Below are 22,730 nucleotides of genomic sequence, written 5' to 3'. Positions count from 1 at the left end.
GGGGCCGCCGGACCGGGCCCGTGCACGCCGTCGTGACCCGGCGACCCGGCGAAGCGGCGGTCCGGAGTGTGCGGGCCGTCCGGGGGTACGGTCCTGCCAGGAGTGGAGCGCGCGCACATCGGGCGCCCGGAGGAGAGACGCCCGACCGAGAGGGAGCCGTGCCGACCGACGCAGCCGACTTCGATGTGGTCATCGTCGGCGCCGGGGCCGCGGGGCTGAGCCTGGCCCACCACCTGTGCGCGCCGGGGGGCCGTACGCCCCTGTCCGTCGCGCTCGTCGACGCGCCGCCGGGTCCGCTGCGCCCTCCGCCGCGGACCTGGTGCTTCTGGGAACGCGCGGCGGGGCCGTACGACGGGGCGCTGACCGCCTCCTGGTCCCGGCTGCGGGTCCGCCCCGCCGAGGCGGACGCCGTGACGGCGGACCTGCCGGAGCTGCGCTACAAGATGCTGCGCTCCGACGCCTTCGAGGCGCTCGTCGGCCGCCGGCTCTCCGGTGCCCCCGGGCTGCGCCGGACGGCGGCGGCGGTGGAGTCCGTGCGCGACCTGCCCGGCGGCGGAGCCGAGGTCATCGGCCGGGACGCGGCCGGTGCCCGGGTCGCGCTGCGGGGCCGGCACGTCTTCGACTCCCGGCCGCCCCGGCTGCTGCCGCCCGCCCGCACCACCCTCCTCCAGCACTTCTCGGGCTGGTTCGTCAGGACCGAGCGGCCCGTGTTCGACCCGGCCGTGGCGGAGCTGATGGACTTCCGCACCCCGCGGCCCGCCCGGGGGCTGTCGTTCGGCTACGTCCTGCCCATGGACGCGCACACGGCGCTGGTCGAGTACACGGAGTTCTCCCCCGCGCCGCTGACCACCGACGCCTACCGCCGGGCCCTGGACCACTACACGCGGGACGTCCTGCGGCTGGGCGCGTTCGAGGTGACGGCCACCGAGCACGGCGCCATCCCGATGACCGACGGCCGCTTCCCGCGCCGGACCGGGCGGTCCTCCTACCGCATCGGCACCGCCGGCGGCGCGACCCGCCCCTCGACCGGCTACACCTTCGCCGCGGTGCAGCGGCAGAGCCGTGCGATCGCCGCGGCCCTGCGGGCCGGACGCCCTCTCCGGGTGCCGCCCGCCCACAGCGCCCGGTCGCGCGCGATGGACGCGGTGATGCTGCGGGCGCTGGACACCGGCCGGATCGACGGATCGGACTTCTTCGGCCGTCTCTTCCGGGGTGTGCCCGCCGAACGGCTGCTGACCTTCCTGGACGGCGGCTCCCGGTGGTACGAGGACCTGCTCGTCGGAGTCCGGACCCCGGTCGGTCCCATGCTGCGGACCGTCGCCGAACTCCCCTTCACCCCCCGCCGCCCCTCCCGCCCCCTGCCTCCCCCACCCTCCGGTCCGGAAGAAAGAAGCACATGACCCTGTTGCGCGGTCCCGCACTGTCCGAAGCCTTCGACCAGGGCTCCGGGGCCTACGACCGTCTCGTCGCGGCCAGCCCCGGCTACCACGCGCATCTGCGCCGCTCCGCGCGCCGGCTCGGCCTGCCGGACGGCGGCGCCGGGCTGCGGGTCCTGGACCTGGGATGCGGTACGGGCGCCTCCACCGAGGCGCTGCTCGCCGCCGCCCCGCTCGCCCGGATCACCGGCGTCGACGCCTCCGCGGGCATGCTGGAGCGGGCGGCGGCCAAACCCCGGCTGACCCATGTGGAGTTCGTCCACGCGCCGGTGGAGGGGCTGGCCGTGCGGCTGGCGCCGGGCTCCTTCGACGCGGTGTTCGCCGGCTACCTCTTCCGCAACCTCCAGGACCCCGACGCCGCCCTGCGGCTGGTCCGCCGCCTGCTGGTCCCGTCCGGGCGGCTGGCCGTGCACGAGTACACGCTGGGCGGGTCCCCGGTGCACCGCGCCGTCTGGAACGCGGTCTGCGCCGCGATCATCCGGCCTGCCGGGCGGCTCACCGGGGACGCGCGGCTCTACCGGCACCTCCAGGACAGCGTGAACACCTTCGACACCGCTCCCGAGTTCGCCGGGCGGCTGCGCCGCGCCGGGTTCCGGGACGTGCGCGCCCTGCCGCTGCCCGGCTGGGAGACCGGCATCACGCACACCTTCGTCGGACGCGCCGGGGACGAGAGCTGATGCCGGCGAAGCGGCACGGCGGCGCCCACCGCCACGGCCGGGACCGGCGGGCCGCGGTGATCCACGCCCCCGCCGGCCGCCCCCGGTTCACCGGCGACGCCCCCTCCGCCGCGGTCGTCGGCGGCGGCCTCGCCGGGATCGCGGCCGCCACCGGGCTGGCCGAGCGGGGCGTACGGGTCACCCTCTACGAGGGCGAGCGGAATCTGGGCGGACGGCTGGCGGGATGGCCGACGTGGCTCGCCGACGGCACGACCGTGACGATGAGCCGCGGCTTCCACGCCTTCTTCCGCCAGTACTACAACCTGCGCGGCCTGCTGCGCCGGATCGACCCGGGTCTGGAGACGCTCACCGCGCTGCCCGACTACCCGCTGCGGCACGGCTCCGGGCTCCACGACAGCTTCGCCCGCGTCCCGCGCACCCCGCCGCTGAGCGCTCTCGGCTTCGTCGCGCTGAGCCCGACCTTCGGCGTCCGCGATCTGGCGCGGATGGACCCCCGGGCCGCCCTGCCGCTGCTGGACGTGCGGGTGCCCGAGGTCCACGAGCGGCTCGACGGCGTCAGCGCCCACGACTTCCTCGCCCGCATCCGCTTTCCCGAGGCCGCCCACCACCTGGCCTTCGAGGTCTTCTCCCGCAGCTTCTTCGCCGACCCGCGCGAGCTGTCCGCCGCCGAGCTGGTCCTGATGTTCCACATCTACTTCCTCGGCTCCAGCGAGGGGCTGCTCTTCGACGTCCCCTCCGAGCCGTTCCCCACCGCCCTGTGGGACCCGCTCGCCGGCTACCTGGCGGGCCTCGGCGTCGACGTGCGCACCGGCACGCCGGTCCGGCACGTCCGGCCGCTGCCCGACGGCCGGATCGACGTCGAGGCGGGAGGCGCGGAGGGCGCGGGAGAGCGCGCCTCACGCCACGACGCCCTCGTCCTCGCCCTGGACGGCGCCGGGCTGCGCCGGCTCGTGGACGCGTCCCCCGGACTCGGGGACGCGCCCTGGCGCGCCTCGATCGACCGGCTGCGCTCCGCCCCGCCGTTCCTCGTCTCGCGGCTGTGGCTGGACCGGCCGGTGGCGCGCGACCGCCCCGGCTTCCTCGGCACCAGCGGCTACGGGCCGCTGGACAACGTCAGCGTCCTGGAGCGCTGGGAGGGCGAGGCCGCGCGATGGGCGCGGCGCACCGGCGGCTCGGTGCTCGAACTCCACGCGTACGCCGTCTCCCCGGACGCCGACCGGGCGGCCGTGCAGGCGGAGGCGCTGCGCCAGGCGCACCGGGTCTACCCGGAGACGCGGGACGCCCGGATCGTCGACGAGCGCCACGAGTGGCGGGCGGACTGCCCGATGTTCCCGGTCGGCGGCTACCGGGACCGGCCCGGCGTGCGCGGTCCGGACCCGGCGGTCACGGTGGCCGGGGACATGGTCCGTACCGGGCTGCCGGTGGCGCTGATGGAACGCGCGGTGACCAGCGGGTTCCTCGCCGCCAACGCGCATCTGGAGCGGTGGGGGGTGCGCGGGCAGACCCTGTGGACCGTCCCGCGCACCGGCCGGTCGCCGGTGCTGCGCCGGCTCGCCGCGCTCGGCGGCTGACCGGCCCGGGGCGCACGACGGCGCACCGGGCCGGTCAGCCCGGGAACCGTCCCTCGGACCGCAGCTCCCAGCGCCGTTCCGCGTAGGCCAGGTCGTCGCGCCACAGCCGGCCGGCCGACGCCCGCATCAGCGGCCGGAGCAGCGGCGCGGCGGCGCGGGCGACCGCGAACCCGCGGCGGTCCGAGGCCGCGACGAGCGCCTCGACCACGGCGGTGCGGGGCCGTCCCCGATCGTCCGGCGCCAGCGGGGTGGCGTGGGTCTCGACCACGGACCCCGCACCTTCGCCCTCGACGATGTGCATGACGACGGTACGGGGCCCGGGCGCGGTGAACCGGGCCACGACAGGCACGACCAGCCGCCCGGCCACCTTGAAGGACACCTCCACCAGGAACCCGTCGTCCTCGCCCCCGGCGCTGCCGTCCGGGGCGTCGGTCACGGCCAGGTCGACGAAGGAGTACGGGTGGAACCAGGCGCCGTGCCAGGGGTCGAGCCGGTTGGCCACCACGTCCTCGGGCTCGCAGCGCCCCACCCCGGTGTAGACCGCGTCCACCGCGTCCGCCCGGCGCGGCCGTACCGGGACGCGGGGCCGTTCGGTGGGGGTCTCGCCGCCCACGTCGTCCAGCCGCGCCCAGAGCAGCACGCCGTCGTCGAAGGCCGGGTAGGGCTCCCAGCCGGCGAACGGTCCGCCGTCCAGGGCGAGGCCGTGCCAGTGGCAGACGAGCGTGCCGCAGCGCACGGGGCTCTCCCGCAGCGGCGCTCCGAGGTGGGGGCAGGCTCCCGGGCCGGCGCGCAGCCGGCCGTCGCCGTCGCGCCAGGCGACGATCTCGGTGGAGCCGACCGTGAGGCCGAGCGTCCGGCCCGGGGGCAGGTCGCGCGAGGCGCCGATGACGTACCAGTTCCCGGAGGGTCGGCTCTGCGCGCGCTTGAGCGCCCCGGCGATGAGGGAGGGCTTGGCGGCCCGCCAGGTCGGCTCCTGCCGGTCCCACGGCACGGGGGCGCGCCGCAGCCGCAGCGGGACGCGCCGTCGTGCGGACGGGCTCATGCCGCCTCCCCTCCGACGGGCAGGAGGGCGGTACGGGCGGGGGCCGCGGGGCACGGCCCGGTGGCGGTCTCCGTCCGGCGGCCCGTCCGGGAGCGGGCGGCGAGCGCGCGGGCCAGTCCGTCCAGCGCCACGACCGCCCGGCGGCGGCGCGGGACGACGGCGCGGCGGTGCAGGACCGCGTGGTCGTCGGCCTCGATCGCGTCGAGGATGCCGCTGTAGAGCACGAACGCCGTACGGATGCAGGGCCGGGACACCGGGTCCAGCATCCCGAGGCCGGGCAGGGCCTGCCGGTAGACCGACCGGGTGTGGGCGGCGAACGCCGTCAGCGCGTCGGTGATCCTCGGGTCCCGCGCACCGGTGCGGCGGCTCCACTCCAGGCGGGCCCGGTCCACGCCGTGGGCGCCGAGCAGATCGACCGGGAGGTAGACCCTGCCCCGGTCCAGGTCCTCGCCGACATCGCGGAGGAAGTTGGTCAGCTGGAAGGCGACGCCCAGCGCGGCGGCGGGGCCGGCGGCCTCCTCGTGCGGGACGACGGTCCCGAGCACCGGCAGCATCTGGAGGCCGATCACCGCGGCCGACCCGTGCGTGTAGCCGCCCAGGTCCTCGAAGGAGGCGTATCCGGTGATGGTCAGATCGGCGCGCATCGAGGCCAGGAAGTCGGTGAAGTGCCGGTGGTCGATGCCGTGGCGCCCGGCCGTGTCGGCGAGCGCGCGGATCACCGGCTCGGTGGTCCGGCCGCCGCGCAGCCCGCGCTCCAGCTGCTCCTCCAGGGCCGTCAGCGCGGCGGCCCGCTGGGCGGTGGTGGCGGTGGATTCGAGGTCGTCCACGATGTCGTCGGCATGGCGGGCGAAGCCGTAGAGGGCGTGGACGGCCGCCCGCCGGTCGACGGGCAGCAGCCGGGTCGCGAGGAAGTACGTCCTGCCGTGCCGGGCGTTGAGGTCGCGGCAGCGGGCGTAGGCGGCGCGGAGGCCGGGTTCGTGGATGCCTGCGGCGTCCAGCTCACGGGCGGTCATACGGCGGTGCCTCTCGTGCGTCGGGATGGGGCGGCGGGCGGGCCGGTGATCCTCCGCGCCGCCAGCTTTCCGGAGATCAGCACGGTCGGCACGCCGACGCCCGGCGTGGTGCCGCATCCGGCGAGGACGGCGTTGGCGGTGCCCCGCACCAGGTTGCGTGGCCGGAACGGGCCGGTCTGGGGGAAGGTGTGGGCCACGGCGAACGGTGTGCCGGCCGCGTGTCCCTGGTCGGCCCAGTCCAGGGGGGTGACCAGTCCCTCCTGCTCGATCGCCGCGCCCAGGCCGGGCATCTCACGGCGCTCCAGCCAGCCGAGCAGTTCGTCCCGGTAGCGGGGGCCCAGCTCCTTCCACTCCCGTGTGCCGGGGCCGATCGTCGTGTTCGGGCAGGGGGCGAGGACGTAGTGGAGGTGGCTGCCGGGCGGGGCGAGGGCGGGGTCGGTGGCGGTGGGCCGGGTGATCAGGAGCGAGGGGTCCGACATCAGCTCGCCGGTACGGGTGAGCTGGCGGAAGGTGCTCTTCCAGGCGGCGCCGAACGAGATGGTGTGGTGGGCGAGATCCGGCCAGGTACGGTCCGTGCCCGCGTGCAGGATCACCGCGGACGGCGAGTGCTTCAGCGGCAGCGGCCGGCGCGGGGCGCGGCCGAGGAGGCGGTAGGCGACCGGCAGATCGGGCGTCAGGACCACGGCGTCGCACGGGATGCGCTCCCGGTCGGTGACGACCGCGGTGATCCGGTCGCCCGAGCGCTCCAGCCGGGTCACCGTCCGTCCGTAGCGGAACGTGCCTCCCGCGTCCTCGGCGGCCCGGGCCATCGCGGTGGGCAGGGCGTGCATGCCGCCGCGCGGGAAGTAGACCCCGGCGACCGTGTCCATGTAGGCGATCACGGCGTACGCGGCCAGGGCCCTGGCCGGGGGGACCCCGGCGTACAGCGCCTGGAAGGAGAAGACCCGGCGCAGCCGCTCGTCGGAGACGAACCGCCCGATCCGGGCGTCGAGCCGGCCGAACCCGCCGAGGGCGGCGAGCCGCGCGAGGTCGGGATGGAGCAGTTGGAGGGGCGAGTCGAAGTTGGCGTCGATGAAGCGGCGCATCTGCACGCGGTAGAGCCGCTCCAGCCAGCGTCGCAACCGCCGGTAGCCGACCGCCTGGCGGGCTCCGGCGAACTGTTCGACCGCCGCCTCCATGGCCGCGCCGTCGGTGTGCACGTCGAGCTGCGACCCGTCCGCGAACCTGGCCCGGTAGGCGGGGTCCAGCCGGATCAGCTCCAGCCGGTCGGCCATCCGCGCGCCGACGGCGGCGAAGGCGTCCTCCACCAGGTCCGGCATGGTCAGCACGGTGGGCCCGGTGTCGATGCGGAAGCCGCCCCGCTCCAGCAGTCCGGCCCGTCCGCCGGGCAGCGCGTCCCGTTCGACGACGGTCACCCGGCGGCCCGCGCCGAGCAGGTGGAGCGCGGCGGAGAGTCCGGACAGTCCCGCGCCGACCACCACCACGTGGTCGGTGCGTCCCGGAATCGTGATCACGGTCATCGGCCTCCTTCGGCCACGGCCGGGGCGGGCGCCGCGGTCTCTCGGTACGGGGGGTGGGCGGAGCCGGGGCCGGGCGGCGGGGCGGCGCGGCTTCCCGCGACGGCGGCCAGCAGGTCCAGCAGCCGGCCGCCCGCGTGCGCCTCGACGTCGACCGCCCGCGCCAGGTGGTGCGCGGCCCGCTCCCCCAGCCGCCGCGCCCGGTCCTCGACGTGGGCGCGGGCGCCGGTGGCCTCCAGGACGGAGCGGACCTCCGCGAGGTCGTCGTCGCCGAGGCCGGGGTAGCCCACGGCGCGGTCCAGCACGGCCGGGGCGCGGCGGTCGCCGGCGGCGTCGGCGCGGGCGCGGGCGACCGCCAGCAGGTAGGTGGGCTTGCCGTCGCGGATGTCGTCCCCGGAGGGCTTGCCGGTGACCGCCGGATCGCCGAAGGCGCCGAGCAGGTCGTCGCGCAGTTGGAAGGCCGTTCCGGCGTACCGGCCGGCCGCGCGCAGTTCGTCGGTGGTCCGCCGGTCCGCCCCGGCCAGGGCCGCTCCGAGCGCCAGGGGCCGTTCCACCGTGTACAGCGCGCTCTTGAGGCGGGCGGTGCGCAGCGCGGTCGTCGCGGAAGCGGCGCCGACGGCCTGGCCGCGCAGGTCCAGGTACTGTCCGGCGATCATCTCGCCCCGCATGGCCCGCCACACCGCGGTGATCCGCCGCCGCCGGGAGGGCGGCAGGCACGTCTCGGCGACCGTGTCGTCGGCCCACACCAGGGCGAGGTCCCCGGCGAGAACGGCGGCGGAGGGGCCGAACGCCCCGCCCGGCCCGGAGCCGGCCGGGAGGCCCAGGCGCTCGGCCAGGGCGATGTGGACGGCGGGCCTGCCCCGCCGTGTGGGCGACCGGTCCATCACGTCGTCCTGGATGAGGGCGCAGGTCTGGATCAGCTCCAGGGCGACGCCGAGCCGCAACGCGGCGGCGGTGTCGGCCGCGCCGCAGGCGCGCATGGCCCACCAGAGCAGGCGGGGCCTCATCCGCTTGCCGCCGCGCAGCGTGAAGTCCGCGACCCGGTGCGCCACCTCGTCGGCGAAGACCGGATCGTGCTCGGCGGCCTCCGCGACCCGCTCCGCCAGGACGGCCTCGGCCATCCGCTGGAGGCCGCCGGGTACATCGTGGTCGACGGCCCGCGCCTCCTCGGCGGAGGGGCCGGGGTCCGCGGACGCCGTCCGGTCCACGTCCGGGTGCACGGATGCGGCGAACGCGTGGTCTGCGGGCAGCGAGAGGCCCATCTGACGCCCTTGTCGTAGACGAGGACGGCGAAATCTCACCGTCCGCAGCGACTGGTACCCCGTCAGCCCCATTGCTACCGGACGGAAAGCCCGATATGCCCCGACGGCCGTCGCCCGCCCCACCGCGAAGCGCCCGGCGCCCTTCGTCGCCTCTTCCGCCGCCGTTCGCCCGTTCCGATGAATCTCGGACCGGTCAGCGGCGTGGTGGGACCGGTACTGGGACGCTCCGCGCATGACGCAGATCGAACAGTCCGAGCTCCCGGCCGGCCTCGGGGACCCGGGTCCGGGCGGCATCCCGGTGATCGAACGTATGCGGGAATGGCGTTCCCGGTGGCCGGCCGGGGGCGGGGTCGCCGTCTTCAACGCGGCCTATCTGGACGCCGTGGAGCGGGTGGACCCGGACCTCGGCCGGGCGGGCTTCGACGACCGGGGAGCCGCCGCCCTGCTGAGTGCGCGCTGCGCGGAGCGCTATCTGTCGGCGGTGGAGACGGCGGCGGCGGGCGGCCGTCCGCCGGAGTGCTGGCGCCCGCTGCTCCCGTACCGCCGCCATCCCGGCGTACGGCCGGCGCAGTGGGCGCTCGGCGGTCTCCAGGCGCACGTGGGGCACGATCTGGTGCTGGCGGTGGTGGACGCCTGCCGGGTGCTCGGCTGCGAACCCGCTGATCTCGAAGGGGAGTTCGAGCAGATGGGCGATCTCCTCGCGTTACTGGAGGAGCACGTCCACGACGTCCTGCTGCCGGGCCCCGACGTCCTGGAGGTCGCGGACCCGCTGACCCATCTGGTGCATTCCTGGAGCCTGGAGCGGGCCCGCGAGGCGGCCTGGTCGGCGGCCCGGACGCTCTGGCGGCTGCGCGCGTTCCCCGCGCTGGCCGAGGAGTTCCGGCAGCGGACCGACGCGGGCGCGGGCCTGGTGGGGCGGCTGCTGCTCACCCCCTGCCGCTGAGGCCCGCGCCGGTACGGCCTCAGTCCTCCGGGAGCTCGACCGGGGCGATCTCGTCGAAGAGGTCGCCGGGGCCGGGGTTGGTGGCGTCGGTCGCTCCGCCGAACTGGTGCATGACGCCCCACACGGCGTTGAGCGCGGTCTGCACGGCGCCCTCGGCCCAGCCGGCCGTCCAGGAGATGTCGTCCCCGGCGAGGAAGATCCCGCGCTTGTCCTCGGGCAGCCGGTCCTGCATGAAGTGGGTGAACAGCCGCCGCTGGTAGCGGTAGTGACCGGGCAGATTGGCCTTGAACGCGCCCATGAACCAGGGCTCGTTCTCCCAGGAGACGGTGACCGGGTTGCCGATGATGTGGCTGCGGACGTCGACGTTCGGGTAGATCTCGCCGAGCGATTTGAGCATGACCTCCATGCGCTCGTTCGGGGAGAGCGGCAGCCACTTCAGGCTGTCGTCGCACCACGTGTAGGAGAGGCAGATGACGGCGGGCTTGTCCGGCCCGTCGTCCAGCAGATAGGTCCCCCGGGTCATCCGGTCGGTGAGCGTCATCGACATGGTGTCGCGGCCGGTGGCCTCGTCCTTGTCCAGCCAGAACGGCCGGTCGACCGGGACGAACAGCTTGGACGACTCCATGTAGTGGGTGCGCTCCATCGCCGTCCAGTGGTCGATCGGGAAGAGCGCGTCATCGCAGTCGATCTTGGAGAGCAGCAGCCAGGACTGGCCGGTGAAGACGGCGGCCCGGAAGGTGCGGATGTCACCGGTGGCGTCGGTGACCGTGATGCGGTTGCCCGCGGTGCGGGTCAGCCGGGTCACGGCCCCGCGCGGCTCGCCGTCGTGCAGCGAGGAGAGCGAGGTGCCGAGCGGCCAGTGGACGATCTTCCGCGGCTCGCGCTCCCACAGCCGCTGCGGGAGCTGCTGGCTGCCGCCGACGATGCCGCGGTGGTGGTCGTCGGCCTCGGTGTAGACGACGCGGAGGATCTCCAGGATGGAGTTGGGGAAGTCGGTGTCCCAGCCGCCGGTGCCGAATCCGACCTGGCCGAAGATCTCGCGGTGCCGGAAGGACCTGAACGCCTCGGAGTCGCAGAGGAAGCCGTAGAAGGTCTGGTTGTCGAGCCGCTCGACGAGCTGGGACCAGATCTCCCGGATGCGCGGGACGTCGCGCTCGCGCAGCGCCCGGTTCATGTCGGAGAAGTCGGCGCCCTCCTCCAGGCAGGCCGCCCAGGCGTCGGCCACGTCGCGGTAGACCTGCGGCAGGTCGTCGATGGTCTCGGCGTAGTGCGACTCGCCCTTGAGGTCCACGACGGTGGAGGGCGTGGCCGGGGAGAGCGGGTTGGGGAAGGGCCGGGTCTCCAGGTCCACCAGGTCGATGTAGTGCTGGAGCGCCGTAGAGGAGGGCGGGAAGCGCATCGCGCCCATCTCGGCGGTGAGGCCGGGGTCGCAGCCGTCGAAGCCGACGGTGCGCAGCCGTCCGCCAATCCGGTCGGCCTCGTAGACGACGGGCTTGAGGCCCATCTTCATCAGCTCGTACGCGGCGATGACGCCCGAGAGCCCGCCGCCGATGACGGCGACCTCCTGGCCGTGCTCGGTCGCCGGTATCTGCCCGATCCCCGCCGGGTGGGCGAGGAAGTCGTCGTACGCGTACGGGAAGTCCGGCCCGAACATGGTGATCGGCGGGGCGGCGGCGTCGGTGTGCTGGACGGCGTTGGGCACCGTGGACGTCATGGGGTACGGACTCCTTGCGCGGTACGGAAGTTGGGGGCGGGCCGGCTCAGGCGAGGGAGCCGTAGAGACCGGGGCGGCGGTCCGCGAGGTAAGGGTTGGCCTCGCGCGAGGCGGCCAGGAGGACGGGGTCCACCTCGCCGACGACGAGTTCCTCGCCGCGTCCGGCACGGGTGCGGACGGTGCCGTCGGGGCCGGCCAGGCAGCTCAGCCCGACGAACTCGAACTCGCCTTCCGGGCCGGTCCGGTTGACGTACGCCACGTACATCTGGTTCTCGAAGGCCCGTACGGGGACGACGGATTCGGCGACGAACTGGAAGGGGTGCATCTGCGCGGTGGGCACCAGCAGCAGATCGGTGCCGGCCAGGGCGTGCGCCCGGACGTTCTCCGGGAACTCGACGTCGTAGCAGATCAGCAGGCCGATCCGGACGCCGTCGAGGTCGGCCTGGACGACGGTCCGCTCGCCGGGGGTGAACCACTCCTGCTCGAAGCAGCCGAAGAGGTGGGTCTTGCGGTAGTTCGCGAGCCTCGTGCCGTCGGCGCCGATGAGCTGGGAGGCGTTGAAGATCCGCTCTCCGTCGCGCTCCGGGTAGCCGTAGAGGACGGCGAGGCCGTGGCGGACGGCGATCTCGGCGATCGCCTCGGCGCCGGGGCCGTCGGCGGGCTCGGCCAGGTCGGGGACGGCGTCGCCGATGGCGTACCCGGTGAGGAACAGCTCGGGCGAGACCAGCAGCCGGGCTCCCGCCCCGGCGGCCCGGGCGGCGGCCTCGTCCAGCGCCTTCAGGTTCTCGGCGACGGCGCCGGGACGTCCGGAGCTCTGGAGCAGGGCGGTGCGCAACGACGGCATGGCTGACCTCGGGCGGTGCGGGCGGGGTGGGGAGACGTATCGAAGGTACGTGGACCCGATCGGCCCGGACAAGGCGCGAGTGTTGCGCATCGACCGTCGATTCGTTGCGCTGGAAGCACGTGCGGCGGCGAATCGTTGCGTCCGGCATCACCGCAGGTCAGCCAGGTGATGTGAGCCACTGCCTCAGGCCGGCGGGGCCTCCGCAGAGTAGCGGCGCAGCAGGGGCGAGAGCACCAGGACGGACTTGGTTCGCTCGACGTACGGCTCCCCCGCGATCCGTTCCAGGACCTGCTCGAAGTGGCGCATGTCGGCGGCGAAGACCTGCACCACCGCGTCCGCCTCGCCGGTCACGGTGGAGGCCGAGGCGATCTCCGGGTAGCGGGCGAGCCCCTGCTTGATGGCGTCCGGGGAGGTGTTGCGGCTGCAGTAGATCTCGATGAACCCCTCGGTCTCCCAGCCGAGCGCGGCCGGGTCGACCCGTACGGTGAAGCCGGTGATGGCGCCCTCGGCGCGCAGCCGGTCGACGCGGCGTTTCACGGCGGGGGCGGAGAGGCCGACGATGGCGCCGATGTCGGCGTAGGAGCGCCGGGCGTCTTCGGCGAGGGTGTGGACGATGCGTTCGTCGAGGTCGTTCAGGCGCACGTCGGGCGGTTCACTTCTCTGCGGTGGGCCGGGGCGGGAGGCGGTGGGTGCCGCCTCCCGCAGTAGACCACGAACCCGCCGGACGCGAGCGCGCCCGGGGCGGTGCGGTGAAGGGGCCGGACGGGTCAGAAGGGGAACCGCGAGCGGCCGTGCTGGATGGAGATCCACTTCTGGGTGGTGAACGCCTCGACCATGGAGTCGCCGTTCAGCCGGCCGAGGCCGGAGCTCTTCTCGCCGCCGAAGGGGACGATCGGCTCGTCGTGGACGGTGCCGTCGTTGATGTGAATCATGCCGGTGTGGACGCGCTGCCCGATGCGCACGCCGCGCTCGATGTTGCCGGTGTGGACGGCGCCGCTGAGCCCGTACGGGGTGTCGTTGGCGATGCGGACCGCCTCCTCCTCGCCGTCGAAGGGGATCAGCAGGGCGACGGGGCCGAAGATCTCCTGCTGGAGGACGGGCGAGTCGGCGGCGAGGCCGGTGAGCACGGAGGGGCTGACCAGGTTGCCGTCGGCGCGGCCGTGCAGGAGGGCGGTGGCCCCGGCGGCCACGGTCTGGTCGACGAGCTTGGAGACGGATTCGGCCTGCGAGGAGTTGATCAGGGGGCCGATCTGGGTGGCCGGGTCGGCGGGGTCGCCCACGGTCAGCGAGGCGACCTTGGCGACGAACTTCTCGGTGAACTCCGCCTCGACGGCGCGGTCGACCAGGATGCGGTTGGCGGCCATGCAGACCTGGCCCTGGTGGACGTAGCGGCTGAAGACCGCCGCGTCCACGGCGTAGTCCACGTCCGCGTCGTCGAGGACGATCAGGGCGCTGTTGCCGCCGAGTTCGAGGACGGCCCGCTTGAGGTGGGTGGCGCAGACGGTGGCGACGTGGCGGCCGACCTTGTCCGAGCCGGTGAAGGAGATGACCTGCGGCACGGGGTGCTCCAGCAGGGTGTCGCCGATCTCCGCGATGTCGGTGATCACGACGTTCAGCAGACCCGCGGGGAGCCCGGCGTCCTCGAAGATCTTGGCGAGCAGGGTGCCGCCGCAGATCGGGGTGTTCTGGTGCGGCTTGAGGACGACGGCGTTGCCGAGGGCCAGGGCGGGCGCGACGGACTTGAGGGAGAGCAGGAAGGGGAAGTTGAAGGGGCTGATCACGCCGACGACCCCGACGGGCACGCGGTAGACGCGGTTCTCCTTGCCCTCGGTCGGCGAGGGGAGGATCTGTCCGGCGGGGCGCAGCGCGAGCTGGATCGACTCGCGGAGGAACTCCTTGGCCAGGTGCAGTTCGAAGGCGGCCTTCAGCCGGGTGCCGCCGAGTTCGGCGACGATGGCCTCGCTGATCTCCGCCTCGCGCTCCTCGACGATGCGCAGCGCCTTCTCCAGGACGGCCCGCCTGCTGTACGGGTTGGTGTCCGCCCACGCCTGCTGGGCCCGCTCCGCGGCGCGGTACGCCTGGTCGACCTCGCCCGCCGTGGCCACCGGGATCGAGGCGAGCTTCTCCCCGTCGAACGGGTTGAAGTCGATGATGTCCCAGGACCCCTTCCCCGGCCTCCACTCGCCGTCGATGTACTGGTGGGCCAGGTCAGTGAAGAAGGACATGAGATCCCTTACCGCAGAGTGGCGGGCAGCTGAGTGCGCTTCATATTACTTATTTCTCAACAGAGTTGCAGCGGCTCGCAAGCCACTCCGGGTGCCCGGAAACAGCGCCCGAAAACGCCCCTGCCCCCACCGGATCGAAGTACCGGCGGGGGCAGGAGCGTTGTGTCCGTGCGGGATCAACTCCAGCTGGCGTGGAGCGGCTTGCCCTCGGCGTAACCGGCGGCGCTCTGCACTCCGACGACCGCCTTCTCGGCGAACTCCGCGAGGGAGCCGGCGCCGGCGTAGGTGCAGGAGGAGCGAACCCCGGCGATGATCGAGTCGATCAGGTCCTCCACACCCGGGCGCGTCGGGTCGAGGAACATGCGGGAGGTGGAGATGCCCTCCTCGAACAGCGCCTTGCGGGCGCGGTCGTACGCGGACTCCTCCGAGGTGCGGTTCTTGACGGCGCGGGCCGAGGCCATCCCGAAGGACTCCTTGTAGGAGCGGCCGTCCGCCGACTGCTGGAGGTCGCCGGGCGACTCGTACGTCCCCGCGAACCAGGAGCCGATCATCACGTTGGACGCGCCGGCGGCGAGCGCCATGGCGACGTCGCGCGGGTGCCGGACGCCGCCGTCCGCCCAGACGTGCTTGCCGTGCTTCTTCGCCTCGGCGGCGCACTCCAGGACGGCGGAGAACTGCGGGCGGCCGACGCCGGTCATCATCCGGGTGGTGCACATGGCGCCGGGGCCGACGCCGACCTTGATGATGTCGGCTCCCGCCTCGATCAGGTCGCGCACGCCCTCGGCGGCGACGATGTTGCCCGCGACGATCGGCACCCGGGGGTCGAGCGCGCGGACGGCCCGCACCGCGCTGATCATGGACTCCTGGTGGCCGTGGGCGGTGTCCACCACGAGGACGTCGGCGCCCGCGTCCAGGAGCTGCTTGGCCTTGCCGGCCACGTCGCCGTTGATGCCGACGGCCGCGGCGACACGCAGCTTGCCTTGGTCGTCGGTGGCGGGGGTGTAGAGGGTGGCGCGCAGGGCGGCCTTGCGGGTGAGGATGCCGACGAGGCGGCCCTCGGCGTCGACGGCGGGGGCCAGCTTGCGGTTGGCGCCGTCGAGCTTGTTGAAGGCGTCGCGCGGGTCGATGTCCGCGTCGAGCAGCACCAGGTCCTTGGACATGACCTCGGAGAGCTGGGTGAAGCGGTCGACGCCGGTGAGGTCGTGGTCGGTGACGACGCCCACCGGGCGGCGGTCGGCGTCGACGACGACGCCCGCGCCGTGGGCGCGCTTGGGCAGCAGCGACAGGGCGTCGGCGACGGTCTGGCCGGGGGCCAGCTCGATCGGGGTGTCGAGGACCAGGTGGCGCGTCTTGACCCAGGAGATGACGTCGGTGACGACCTCGATCGGGATGTCCTGGGGGATGACGACGAGGCCGCCTCGGCGGGCGACGGTCTCGGCCATCCGGCGGCCCGCGATCGCGGTCATGTTGGCGACCACGAGCGGGATGGTGGTGCCGGTGCCGTCCGGCGACGAGAGGTCCACTCCCTGGCGGGATCCGACCGCCGAGCGGCCCGGAACCATGAAGACGTCGTCGTACGTGAGGTCGTACGGGACCGCGGGGGACTCTGTGTAGCGACCGGTGCCCGGCTCAAGAAAACGCATGACTCACATTTTTTCATACGAAACGGTGCAGGTCGCTTCCACGAAGACACAGCAAAAGACCCCCGCGTTCGTATGTTCCTCCGAAGAGGCGGCCGGGGGCCCCGGGCAAGTGGAACCTGCCTTACCCCCGGAGCCTACCCGAACGGGATTCGAATCATTCGTGATCACCATCCCTGGACCCGGTGACAAGGGGTCAGGTAGCTTCAAAGCCGCAGGTCTCGGGGGTGCCGGAAGCGTCGGCGCAGACTCGTCGGCTCCCCTGGGCACACCGTTTGACCGGAGAGGATCCCGATCCGCCTGTGGACAGCGAACTGCCGGACATCTACTGCCCGTTCCCGCAGCGGACCAATCCGCACGTGGCCCACACCCGGGCGCACCTGGACGTCTGGACCAGACAAACCGGCCTGGTCCACCGCGAGTCCGCGAGGAAGCGGTTCGAGCAAGCCGATTTCGGGTCGTTCGTCGGCATGGTCCACCCGACCGCCGACGAGGCACACCTCGATCTGGTGGCCGACTGGTTCGTCTGGCTCTTCCTCGTCGACGACCAGCTCGACGACGGCCACCTCGGCCGGTCACCCGAACGGGTGAGGGACGTCGTCGACCGGATGCGCGCGGTGGTCGACGGCTCCGCCCCGGAGCCGCAGCCGGGCGAGGAGGTCCCGGCCGCCGTGACCGCCCTGGCCGACCTGTGGAAACGTACGACGCCCAACGCCGCCCCGCACTGGCGGACCCGGTTCGCCTGGCACCTGGTCTCCTACCTCACGACCGCCACCACCTGGGAGACCAGGAACCGCGCGGAGGGCGTGGTGCCGTCGGAGGAGACGTACATCGCCAAGCGGCGGCACACCGGGGCCATCCACGTCTGCATGGACCTCATAGAGATCGTGGCGGGGATCGAGGCCCCGGAGTCGATCCACAACGACCCCCGGTTCATCACCGCCCTGGAAGCCGCCTGCAACCACGTCTGCTGGGCCAACGACGTCTACTCCTTCGAGAAGGAGCAGGTGCTCGGCGAGATCCACAACCTGGTGCATCTGGTCCGCCACCACCGGGGCCTCGGGGAGCAGCAGGCGCTGGACCACGTCGCGGAGCGCCTGGCGACGGAGACGGAGCGGTTCCTGACCGCCGAGGACGAGCTGCTGGAGCTGTATCCGGAGCTGTCCGGGCTGCTGGTGCCCTACCTCGACGGGATGCGGAGCTGGATGCGGGGCAATCTCGACTGGTCGCGCCGGACGCCGCGCTACAACCCCGCCGACGTGGCCCAGTACGAGGAGCCCGAGGAGTATCTGGAGGAGGCCGTGCTGGGCGTCCCGCCGGCGCGCAAGGAGGCGGCGCCCGCTCCGTGCGCCGCCAAGGCGCCGCCGACCGGCTGAGGAACGGCACGATGGCCGGTCACCTCTCGGGGTGACCGGCCATCGGCGCGTTCCCGGCGTCACTCGCCGTCGGGATCGGCCCGCTCCAGCGCCGGGCGGACGCCCGCGGCGGACTCGGTCAGCAGGTAGTCGGCGGCGGCCGTGTCCGTGACCAGGCTGGTGACGAGGCCGGAGCGCAGCACCGCTCCGATCGCCGCCGCCTTGCGCTGGCCGCCCGCGATCGCGACCACCTCGGGGATCCGGCGCAGCCGGTCCGCCTCGACGGTGATGCAGCGTTCCCCCAGGTCGCGGCCGACGCGGCGGCCGTCGGCGTCGAAGAGGTGCGCGGACATCTCGGCGGCGACGCCGAGCGAGGCGTAGTGGGCGCGCTCGGCGTCCGAGAGCATGTCGTGGACCGTGGAGATGCCCGGCTCCCAGGACCCGATGGAGACGGCCGCGACCGTCACCTTGTCGAAGTACTCGAAGGCGCGGGCGATCCCCGTCTGGTCGCGCAGCGCGGCGGCCGTCGCGGGGTCCGGCAGCAGCATCGGGGCGTAGATGGGGTGCGCCTCGCCGCCGGAGACCTGGGCCGCCCGGCGGACCGCCTCGACCGAGCCGCGCTCGGCGGTCCCCGCGTCGTACACACCGGTCAGCTGGACCACCGTGCACGGCGGGAGTCTGTCCAGCGCCGCGGCCATGTGGATGGTGGAGCGGCCCCAGGCCAGACCGAGCACATCGCCCTCGGTCACCAGTTCGCCGAGGAGGTCGGCCGCGACCTCGCCCAGGTTCTCCGGGTCGGCGGCGTCGTCCTGCTCGTCGGCCGGGGACTCGACGACCACCGCGTGCCGCAGCCCGTAGCGGGCGCGCAGGGCGTCGGAGCGTTCGGCGTCCAGCTCGGCCGGGACCCGGATCTCGATCCGTACGAGATCGCGTTCGAGGGCGGTCTCCAGGACCCGGGCCACCTTGAAGCGGCTCACGCCGAACTCCTCGGCGATCTGGATCTTGGACTTGCCCTCCAGGTAGAACCGGCGGGCCATGGCCGCCGCCTGCACCAGCTCCGCGGGTCCCATCCGCATGGCTGACCGACCCGCCGAGATGCCAGACACCGCGATCTCCTCACTGCTGTTCACACGCCCGATACGCCGTTCATCCTGTCAGATCCGGCGATCCTTGATCGGCCCTGTCGGGCCCCGTTCATCTGTCCTTGGTTCAGTGGTCGCACGCCCAGGGGGCCGCGGCCGTCGCCACGTCCGCCAGGGCACGCAGGTCCCGCACCGCCGCCGCCGGGTCCGCCGCCCCGTAGACCGCCGATCCGGCCACGAAGACGTCGGCGCCGGCCTCCGCGCACCGCTCGATGGTGGCGGCCGAGACCCCGCCGTCGACCTGGAGCCAGAGTTCGAGCCCGTGCTTGTCGATCAGCTCACGGGTGCGGCGGATCTTCGGCAGCATGATGTCGAGGAACGCCTGGCCGCCGAAGCCCGGCTCGACCGTCATGATCAGCAGCATGTCCAGCTCGGGGAGCAGGTCCTCGTACGGCTCGATCGGCGTCGCGGGCTTGAGCGCCATCGAGGCGCGCGCCCCCTTCGCCCGGATCTCGCGCGCCAGGCGCACCGGCGCGGCGGCGGCCTCCGCGTGGAAGGTGACGGACCCGGCTCCGGCCTCCACGTACTGAGGGGCCCAGCGGTCCGCGTCCTCGATCATGAGGTGGCAGTCCAGCGGGGTGTCCGTGGCCTTGCCGAGCGCCTCGACGATCGGCACGCCGAGGGTCAGGTTGGGCACAAAGTGGTTGTCCATGACATCGACATGGAGCCAGTCCGCGCCTTCGACCGCCTTCGCCTCCTCGGCGAGACGCGCGAAATCGGCGGACAGGATGCTGGGGTTGATCTGCGCCATGACCCAAGCCTGCCACGTTCCGCGCCGGTTCCCCGCCTCGATGCGCCACGAAGCCGCACACGGCCTTCACAGTCCGCGCATTCTGGGCATTTTGCCAGCGCTTTACCGCTCTTTTGCGATCGACGGGCGCCCGTCCCGCGTACGTACGCGACGGGTTCCGGCCGATCCGGGACGGCGGACGGGCCCCGGGGCGGGGCGCTCAGCCGGTCCGGCGGAGCAGAGCCAGGTACATCGCGTCGGTGCCGTGCAGATGCGGCCAGAGCTGGACGTCGGGCCCCTCGCCCAGGGCGGGCACCCCGGGCAGCAGCGGCCGGGCGTCGATCCACTCGGCCTCCACCGGCTCCCCGCCCCGCCCCTTGAGCACGTCCTCGACGACGACCCGGGTCTCCGCGAGATGCGGCGAGCAGGTCGCGTAACCGACCACGCCGCCGACCCGGACGGCCTTCAACGCCTCGCGCAGCAGGCCCCGTTGGAGCGGGGCGAAGCCCTCCAGGTCCTCGGCGCGACGCCGCCAGCGCGACTCGGGCCGCCGCCGCAGCGCGCCCAGCCCCGAACAGGGCACGTCCATCAGGATCCGGTCGAAGCTGCCCGGCAGCCACGGCGGGCGGGTGCCGTCGGCGGTGATCACCTGGTACGGGCCGGGGTTGCCGGCGAGCGCCCGCTCGACCAGCCGGGCGCGGTGCGGCTGCTTCTCGGCGGCGAGCAGGGTGGCGCCGCGCCCGGCGGCCAGCGCGGCCAGCAGCGCGGCCTTCCCGCCGGGGCCCGCGCAGCCGTCCAGCCAGCGGGTGTCGCTCCCCTCGACGGGGGCGGCGGCCAGGGCGGCGGCGACGAGCTGGCTGCCCTCGTCCTGGACCCCCGCCCGGCCCTCCTGGACGGCCGCCAGCGCGCCGGGCTCGCCGCCCTCGGCCATCCGCACGGCGTACGGGGACCAGCGGCCCGGCAGGGAGTTGTCCTCGCCCAGGGCCTCGGCCAGCTCTTCGGGGGTGGAGCGGCCGGGGCGGGCGACCAGGGTCACCTCGGGGCGCTCGTTGTCGGCCTCCAGCAGGTCCTCGATGCCGGCCCGGCCGCCGCCCAGCGCGTCCCAGAGCGCGGAGACGACCCAGCGCGGATGCGAGTGGACGACGGCGAGGTGGTCCTCGGCGTCCTCGTCGTACGGCGGGGCGACCTTCTCCACCCAGCCGTCGAGGTCGTGCGCGCTCACCTTGCGCAGCACCGCGTTGACGAACTTCGCGCGCCCCTCCCCCAGCACCACCCGGGCCAGCTCCACACTGGCGGAGACGGCCGCGTGGGTGGGGATACGGGTGCCGAGCAGCTGGTGGACGCCCATGTTCAGCACGTCGAGGACCGGCGGGTCCACCTCGCGCAGCGGCCGGTCGATGCAGGCCGCCACGATCGCGTCGTACGTGCCCTGGCGGCGCAGGGTGCCGTAGACCAGCTCGGTCGCCAGCGCCGCGTCCCGGCCGTCGAAGTCGCCCTTGGCGCGGGCCTTCTTCAGCAGCGGGGGCAGCACCAGGTTGGCGTACGCGTCGCGCTCGTCGACGGCCCGCAGCGCCTCGAAGGCGAGGAAGCGGACCGGGTCCTTCTTGGGCCGGCGGTGGGGCTTGGCGGGACGGCGACGCGGCTGGTCGTTCACGTGAAAGGTGCTCCGCTGAGGGTGGGTGGGGCGAACTCCCCCAGCGTACGTCGCCGCTCCCGGCCCCTCGAACGAGAGGGGCGGGCCCTGCGCCGGGCCCCGGCGGGGCGAGCCCTACGCCCCCAGCAGCTCGCCCGGCGCGATGCGGACCCCGCGCGCCCAGTCGGCGGCCCGCATCGGCTTCTTGCCCTGCGGCTGGACCCAGAGCAGCTCGACGGCGTGCGAGCCGGTGCCCGCGTACACGTTGTTCTTGGCCGCCGACAGCTCGCCCGGGACCAGGTCGGTGCGGTCCGGTACCGGCACGGCCTGGACCAGCTTGAGCCGTTCGCCCCGGAACAGCGTCCAGGCTCCGGGGGCCGGGGTGCAGCCGCGTACCACCCGGTCGACCCGGAGGGCGGGGGCGGACCAGTCGACCTGGGCGTCCTCCACCGTGATCTTCGGGGCCAGGGTGACGCCCTCGGGCGGCTGGGGCACGGCGTGCAGCGTGCCGTCCTCGATGCCGTCCATGGTGGCGGCGAGCAGCCCCGCCCCGGCGAAGGCGAGCCGGGTGAGCAGGTCGCCGCTGGTGTCGGTGGGGCGGACCTCCTCGGTGAGGACGCCGTAGACCGGCCCGGAGTCCAGCCCCTCCTCGATCAGGAAGGTCGACGCCCCGGTCACCTCGTCCCCGGCCATCACCGCGTGCTGGACGGGCGCCGCGCCCCGCCAGGCGGGCAGCAGCGAGAAGTGCAGGTTGACCCAGCCCCGGGCGGGCACGTCGAGGGCGACCTTGGGCAGCAGGGCCCCGTAGGCGACGACGGGGCAGCAGTCCGGCGCGATCTCGCGCAGCCGGGCGAGGAACGCCTCGTCCCGGGGCCTGGCGGGCTTGAGCACCTCGATCCCGGCCTCCTCCGCCCGTTCGGCCACCGGGCTCGCGACGAGCCTGCGGCCCCGGCCGGCCGGGGCGTCCGGACGGGTCACGACGGCGGCCACCTCGTGGCGGTCGGAGGCGATCAGGGCGTCCAGGGCGGGGACGGCGACTTCGGGGGTGCCGGCGAAGACGAGCTTCATGGGTGGCTGACTGCCTCTCGGGCCAAGACGTACGGTGACGAGCAGCACACCAGTCTAGAGTCTGCGGACGGACCGGACCCGGGCAGCCCTGCGGGCGGGCGGCGATCCCGGGGGCGTACGCGCGCCGTTTGCGCCCCGCGCACATCCTCGTACGCCCCGACAGCGTGACCACAGACCCGGCTCGGGCGTTGGTCAAAGGAGATTGACCGAAGCGGGCCGCCCCGAACGCGGCCCGGTCCCTTTCAACGCCGGTTCGAGAGGCTTCTTCATGGCCGACCACGCAACGCACGACGCCCAAGCGCGGGCCAGTCTGCATCTTCTGGTGCGGGACATCGAGCGGGTCCGGCGGCAGGTGGACGCACTGCGCACCCTCACCGCCCAGCTGGGCAACGTCTACCGCCCGCGCCGCTCCGGCCCCTCCGCGGGGTTCGTCGTCTACGGCAGGGCCCCGGCCCCCACCGTCCGCCTCGCGCAGGAACTGCGGGACAGCGTCGAGACCCTGGTCACCGCGGCGGTGGACTTCGACCGTTCGCTGGGCTTCTCCTGGGACGCGGTGGGCTCCGCCCTCGGCGTCACGAAGCAGGCGGTGCACCGTCGTTACGGGGCGCGCCGCGCCACCCCGCAGCCCACCGCCGAGTCGGGCGCCGAGACGGCCTCCGTGTCCCGCCCGGTCTCCGTCTCCACCGGGCTGTCCGGGGCGTCCGCCGGAGGGCCCGGCTCCCCGATGCCCTCGGTCCCCGCGGCCCGTTCGATGCCGCCGCAGCCGTCGTCGGCCCAGAAGGCGGCCCGCGACGAGCTGCGCCCGGGCGCCTTCCCCGGCCCCCGCAACGGCTGACCGCTCCGCCCCCTCCCCTGCCCCGCCGTGCCGGTCGCACGGTGGGGCAGTCCCTCGCCGGCCCACGACCACGTGCCGCTGAG

Annotated in this window: 19 protein-coding genes; 6 read left to right on the top strand and 13 right to left on the bottom strand. The window is 74.0% G+C overall.

All coding sequences use genetic code 11. The annotated features are described in order from the left end of the window. The first annotated feature begins 158 nt into the window (after positions 1-158). The 3 genes from IF19_RS0111770 to IF19_RS0111760 are packed head-to-tail and all read left to right on the top strand — an operon-like array spanning position 159 to position 3,684. The gene (locus IF19_RS0111770; RefSeq protein WP_030276878.1) at positions 159-1,400 is read left to right on the top strand and encodes a lycopene cyclase family protein; all 1,242 of its coding nucleotides are present in this window, start codon (positions 159-161) and stop codon (positions 1,398-1,400) included. Further along, positions 1,397-2,113 carry a class I SAM-dependent methyltransferase gene (locus IF19_RS0111765; RefSeq protein ID WP_030122332.1) on the top strand — a complete coding sequence of 239 codons (717 nt, stop codon included), beginning with the start codon at positions 1,397-1,399 and terminating at the stop codon, positions 2,111-2,113. The genes IF19_RS0111770 and IF19_RS0111765 overlap by 4 nt, the downstream gene beginning before the upstream one ends. Continuing rightward, positions 2,113-3,684, top strand: a complete 1,572-nt coding sequence (locus IF19_RS0111760) for an FAD-dependent oxidoreductase (protein WP_030276876.1) — start codon at positions 2,113-2,115, stop codon at positions 3,682-3,684. The genes IF19_RS0111765 and IF19_RS0111760 overlap by 1 nt, the downstream gene beginning before the upstream one ends. Positions 3,685-3,718: 34 nt before the next feature. Here IF19_RS0111760 and IF19_RS0111755 read toward each other — a convergent pair whose 3' ends face one another. From IF19_RS0111755 to IF19_RS0111740, 4 genes are read right to left on the bottom strand one after another with little or no spacing between them, the layout of a single operon-like run. Then, a complete protein-coding gene (locus IF19_RS0111755) occupies positions 3,719-4,726 on the bottom strand; it encodes a Rieske (2Fe-2S) protein (protein ID WP_030116303.1) in 1,008 nt (335 codons plus the stop codon). Continuing rightward, the gene (locus tag IF19_RS0111750; RefSeq protein WP_030116302.1) at positions 4,723-5,739 is read right to left on the bottom strand and encodes a phytoene/squalene synthase family protein; all 1,017 of its coding nucleotides are present in this window, start codon (positions 5,737-5,739) and stop codon (positions 4,723-4,725) included. Before IF19_RS0111750 ends, IF19_RS0111755 begins: the two co-directional genes overlap by 4 nt. Beyond that, a complete protein-coding gene (locus IF19_RS0111745) occupies positions 5,736-7,253 on the bottom strand; it encodes a phytoene desaturase (RefSeq protein WP_030116301.1) in 1,518 nt (505 codons plus the stop codon). The genes IF19_RS0111750 and IF19_RS0111745 overlap by 4 nt, the downstream gene beginning before the upstream one ends. A gap of 2 nt (positions 7,254-7,255) precedes the next feature. After that, complete coding sequence (locus tag IF19_RS0111740) at positions 7,256-8,518, bottom strand: polyprenyl synthetase family protein (RefSeq protein ID WP_032747869.1); 1,263 nt, start codon at positions 8,516-8,518, stop codon at positions 7,256-7,258. Positions 8,519-8,750: 232 nt separating this feature from the next. Here IF19_RS0111740 and IF19_RS0111735 point away from each other — a divergent pair, with 232 nt between their 5' ends. Continuing rightward, positions 8,751-9,461: a DUF5995 family protein gene (locus IF19_RS0111735; protein WP_030116298.1), complete on the top strand. Its 711-nt coding sequence runs from the start codon at positions 8,751-8,753 to the stop codon at positions 9,459-9,461. A gap of 19 nt (positions 9,462-9,480) precedes the next feature. On the opposite strand, the gene IF19_RS0111730 is transcribed toward IF19_RS0111735, so the two are convergent. The 5 genes from IF19_RS0111730 to IF19_RS0111710 form a co-directional block, all read right to left on the bottom strand. Next, positions 9,481-11,175: a flavin monoamine oxidase family protein gene (locus IF19_RS0111730; RefSeq protein ID WP_030195570.1), complete on the bottom strand. Its 1,695-nt coding sequence runs from the start codon at positions 11,173-11,175 to the stop codon at positions 9,481-9,483. Between the two features lie 46 nt (positions 11,176-11,221). Next, a complete protein-coding gene (locus IF19_RS0111725) occupies positions 11,222-12,019 on the bottom strand; it encodes a carbon-nitrogen hydrolase family protein (RefSeq protein WP_030116295.1) in 798 nt (265 codons plus the stop codon). Between the two features lie 183 nt (positions 12,020-12,202). Then, positions 12,203-12,661, bottom strand: a complete 459-nt coding sequence (locus IF19_RS0111720) for an Lrp/AsnC family transcriptional regulator (protein WP_030119954.1) — start codon at positions 12,659-12,661, stop codon at positions 12,203-12,205. 125 nt (positions 12,662-12,786) lie between these two features. Next, a complete protein-coding gene (locus tag IF19_RS0111715; protein WP_030116293.1) occupies positions 12,787-14,244 on the bottom strand; it encodes an aldehyde dehydrogenase family protein in 1,458 nt (485 codons plus the stop codon). 176 nt (positions 14,245-14,420) lie between these two features. Beyond that, a complete protein-coding gene (locus IF19_RS0111710) occupies positions 14,421-15,887 on the bottom strand; it encodes a GuaB1 family IMP dehydrogenase-related protein (protein WP_030116292.1) in 1,467 nt (488 codons plus the stop codon). Between the two features lie 299 nt (positions 15,888-16,186). On the opposite strand from IF19_RS0111710, the gene IF19_RS0111705 reads away from it, so the two are divergent. Next, positions 16,187-17,260 (top strand): terpene synthase family protein, encoded by a 1,074-nt coding sequence (locus tag IF19_RS0111705; protein ID WP_030116291.1) that lies wholly within the window; start codon positions 16,187-16,189, stop codon positions 17,258-17,260. Between the two features lie 59 nt (positions 17,261-17,319). Here IF19_RS0111705 and IF19_RS0111700 read toward each other — a convergent pair whose 3' ends face one another. The 4 genes from IF19_RS0111700 to fmt form a co-directional block, all read right to left on the bottom strand. Continuing rightward, positions 17,320-18,315: a sugar-binding transcriptional regulator gene (locus tag IF19_RS0111700; protein ID WP_030116290.1), complete on the bottom strand. Its 996-nt coding sequence runs from the start codon at positions 18,313-18,315 to the stop codon at positions 17,320-17,322. A gap of 133 nt (positions 18,316-18,448) precedes the next feature. Continuing rightward, complete coding sequence (rpe, locus tag IF19_RS0111695; protein ID WP_030116289.1) at positions 18,449-19,132, bottom strand: ribulose-phosphate 3-epimerase; 684 nt, start codon at positions 19,130-19,132, stop codon at positions 18,449-18,451. Positions 19,133-19,331: 199 nt separating this feature from the next. Beyond that, positions 19,332-20,765 (bottom strand): RsmB/NOP family class I SAM-dependent RNA methyltransferase, encoded by a 1,434-nt coding sequence (locus IF19_RS0111690; RefSeq protein WP_030116288.1) that lies wholly within the window; start codon positions 20,763-20,765, stop codon positions 19,332-19,334. A gap of 114 nt (positions 20,766-20,879) precedes the next feature. Next, a complete protein-coding gene (fmt, locus tag IF19_RS0111685) occupies positions 20,880-21,812 on the bottom strand; it encodes a methionyl-tRNA formyltransferase (RefSeq protein ID WP_030116287.1) in 933 nt (310 codons plus the stop codon). Positions 21,813-22,080: 268 nt separating this feature from the next. Between fmt and IF19_RS0111680 the strand changes: the two genes are divergently transcribed. Beyond that, a complete protein-coding gene (locus IF19_RS0111680) occupies positions 22,081-22,647 on the top strand; it encodes a hypothetical protein (protein ID WP_030116286.1) in 567 nt (188 codons plus the stop codon). The last annotated feature ends 83 nt before the right edge of the window (positions 22,648-22,730 follow it).

The organism is Streptomyces californicus (assembly GCF_000717645.1).
Taxonomy (GTDB): Bacteria; Actinomycetota; Actinomycetes; order Streptomycetales; family Streptomycetaceae; genus Streptomyces; species Streptomyces californicus.
Note: the sequence above shows the minus strand (reverse complement) of the source record. Positions and strands in the feature narration are given on the sequence as shown.

Coding starts and splice junctions, on each gene's coding strand:
- IF19_RS0111765 (WP_030122332.1), top strand. CDS start 1,397: ATGACCCTGTTGCGCGGTCCCGCACTGTCCGAAGCCTTCGACCAGGGC.
- IF19_RS0111760 (WP_030276876.1), top strand. CDS start 2,113: ATGCCGGCGAAGCGGCACGGCGGCGCCCACCGCCACGGCCGGGACCGG.
- IF19_RS0111755 (WP_030116303.1), bottom strand. CDS start 4,726: ATGAGCCCGTCCGCACGACGGCGCGTCCCGCTGCGGCTGCGGCGCGCC.
- IF19_RS0111750 (WP_030116302.1), bottom strand. CDS start 5,739: ATGACCGCCCGTGAGCTGGACGCCGCAGGCATCCACGAACCCGGCCTC.
- IF19_RS0111740 (WP_032747869.1), bottom strand. CDS start 8,518: ATGGGCCTCTCGCTGCCCGCAGACCACGCGTTCGCCGCATCCGTGCAC.
- IF19_RS0111735 (WP_030116298.1), top strand. CDS start 8,751: ATGACGCAGATCGAACAGTCCGAGCTCCCGGCCGGCCTCGGGGACCCG.
- IF19_RS0111730 (WP_030195570.1), bottom strand. CDS start 11,175: ATGACGTCCACGGTGCCCAACGCCGTCCAGCACACCGACGCCGCCGCC.
- IF19_RS0111725 (WP_030116295.1), bottom strand. CDS start 12,019: ATGCCGTCGTTGCGCACCGCCCTGCTCCAGAGCTCCGGACGTCCCGGC.
- IF19_RS0111715 (WP_030116293.1), bottom strand. CDS start 14,244: ATGTCCTTCTTCACTGACCTGGCCCACCAGTACATCGACGGCGAGTGG.
- IF19_RS0111710 (WP_030116292.1), bottom strand. CDS start 15,887: ATGCGTTTTCTTGAGCCGGGCACCGGTCGCTACACAGAGTCCCCCGCG.
- IF19_RS0111700 (WP_030116290.1), bottom strand. CDS start 18,315: ATGCGGATGGGACCCGCGGAGCTGGTGCAGGCGGCGGCCATGGCCCGC.
- rpe (WP_030116289.1), bottom strand. CDS start 19,132: ATGGCGCAGATCAACCCCAGCATCCTGTCCGCCGATTTCGCGCGTCTC.
- fmt (WP_030116287.1), bottom strand. CDS start 21,812: ATGAAGCTCGTCTTCGCCGGCACCCCCGAAGTCGCCGTCCCCGCCCTG.
- IF19_RS0111680 (WP_030116286.1), top strand. CDS start 22,081: ATGGCCGACCACGCAACGCACGACGCCCAAGCGCGGGCCAGTCTGCAT.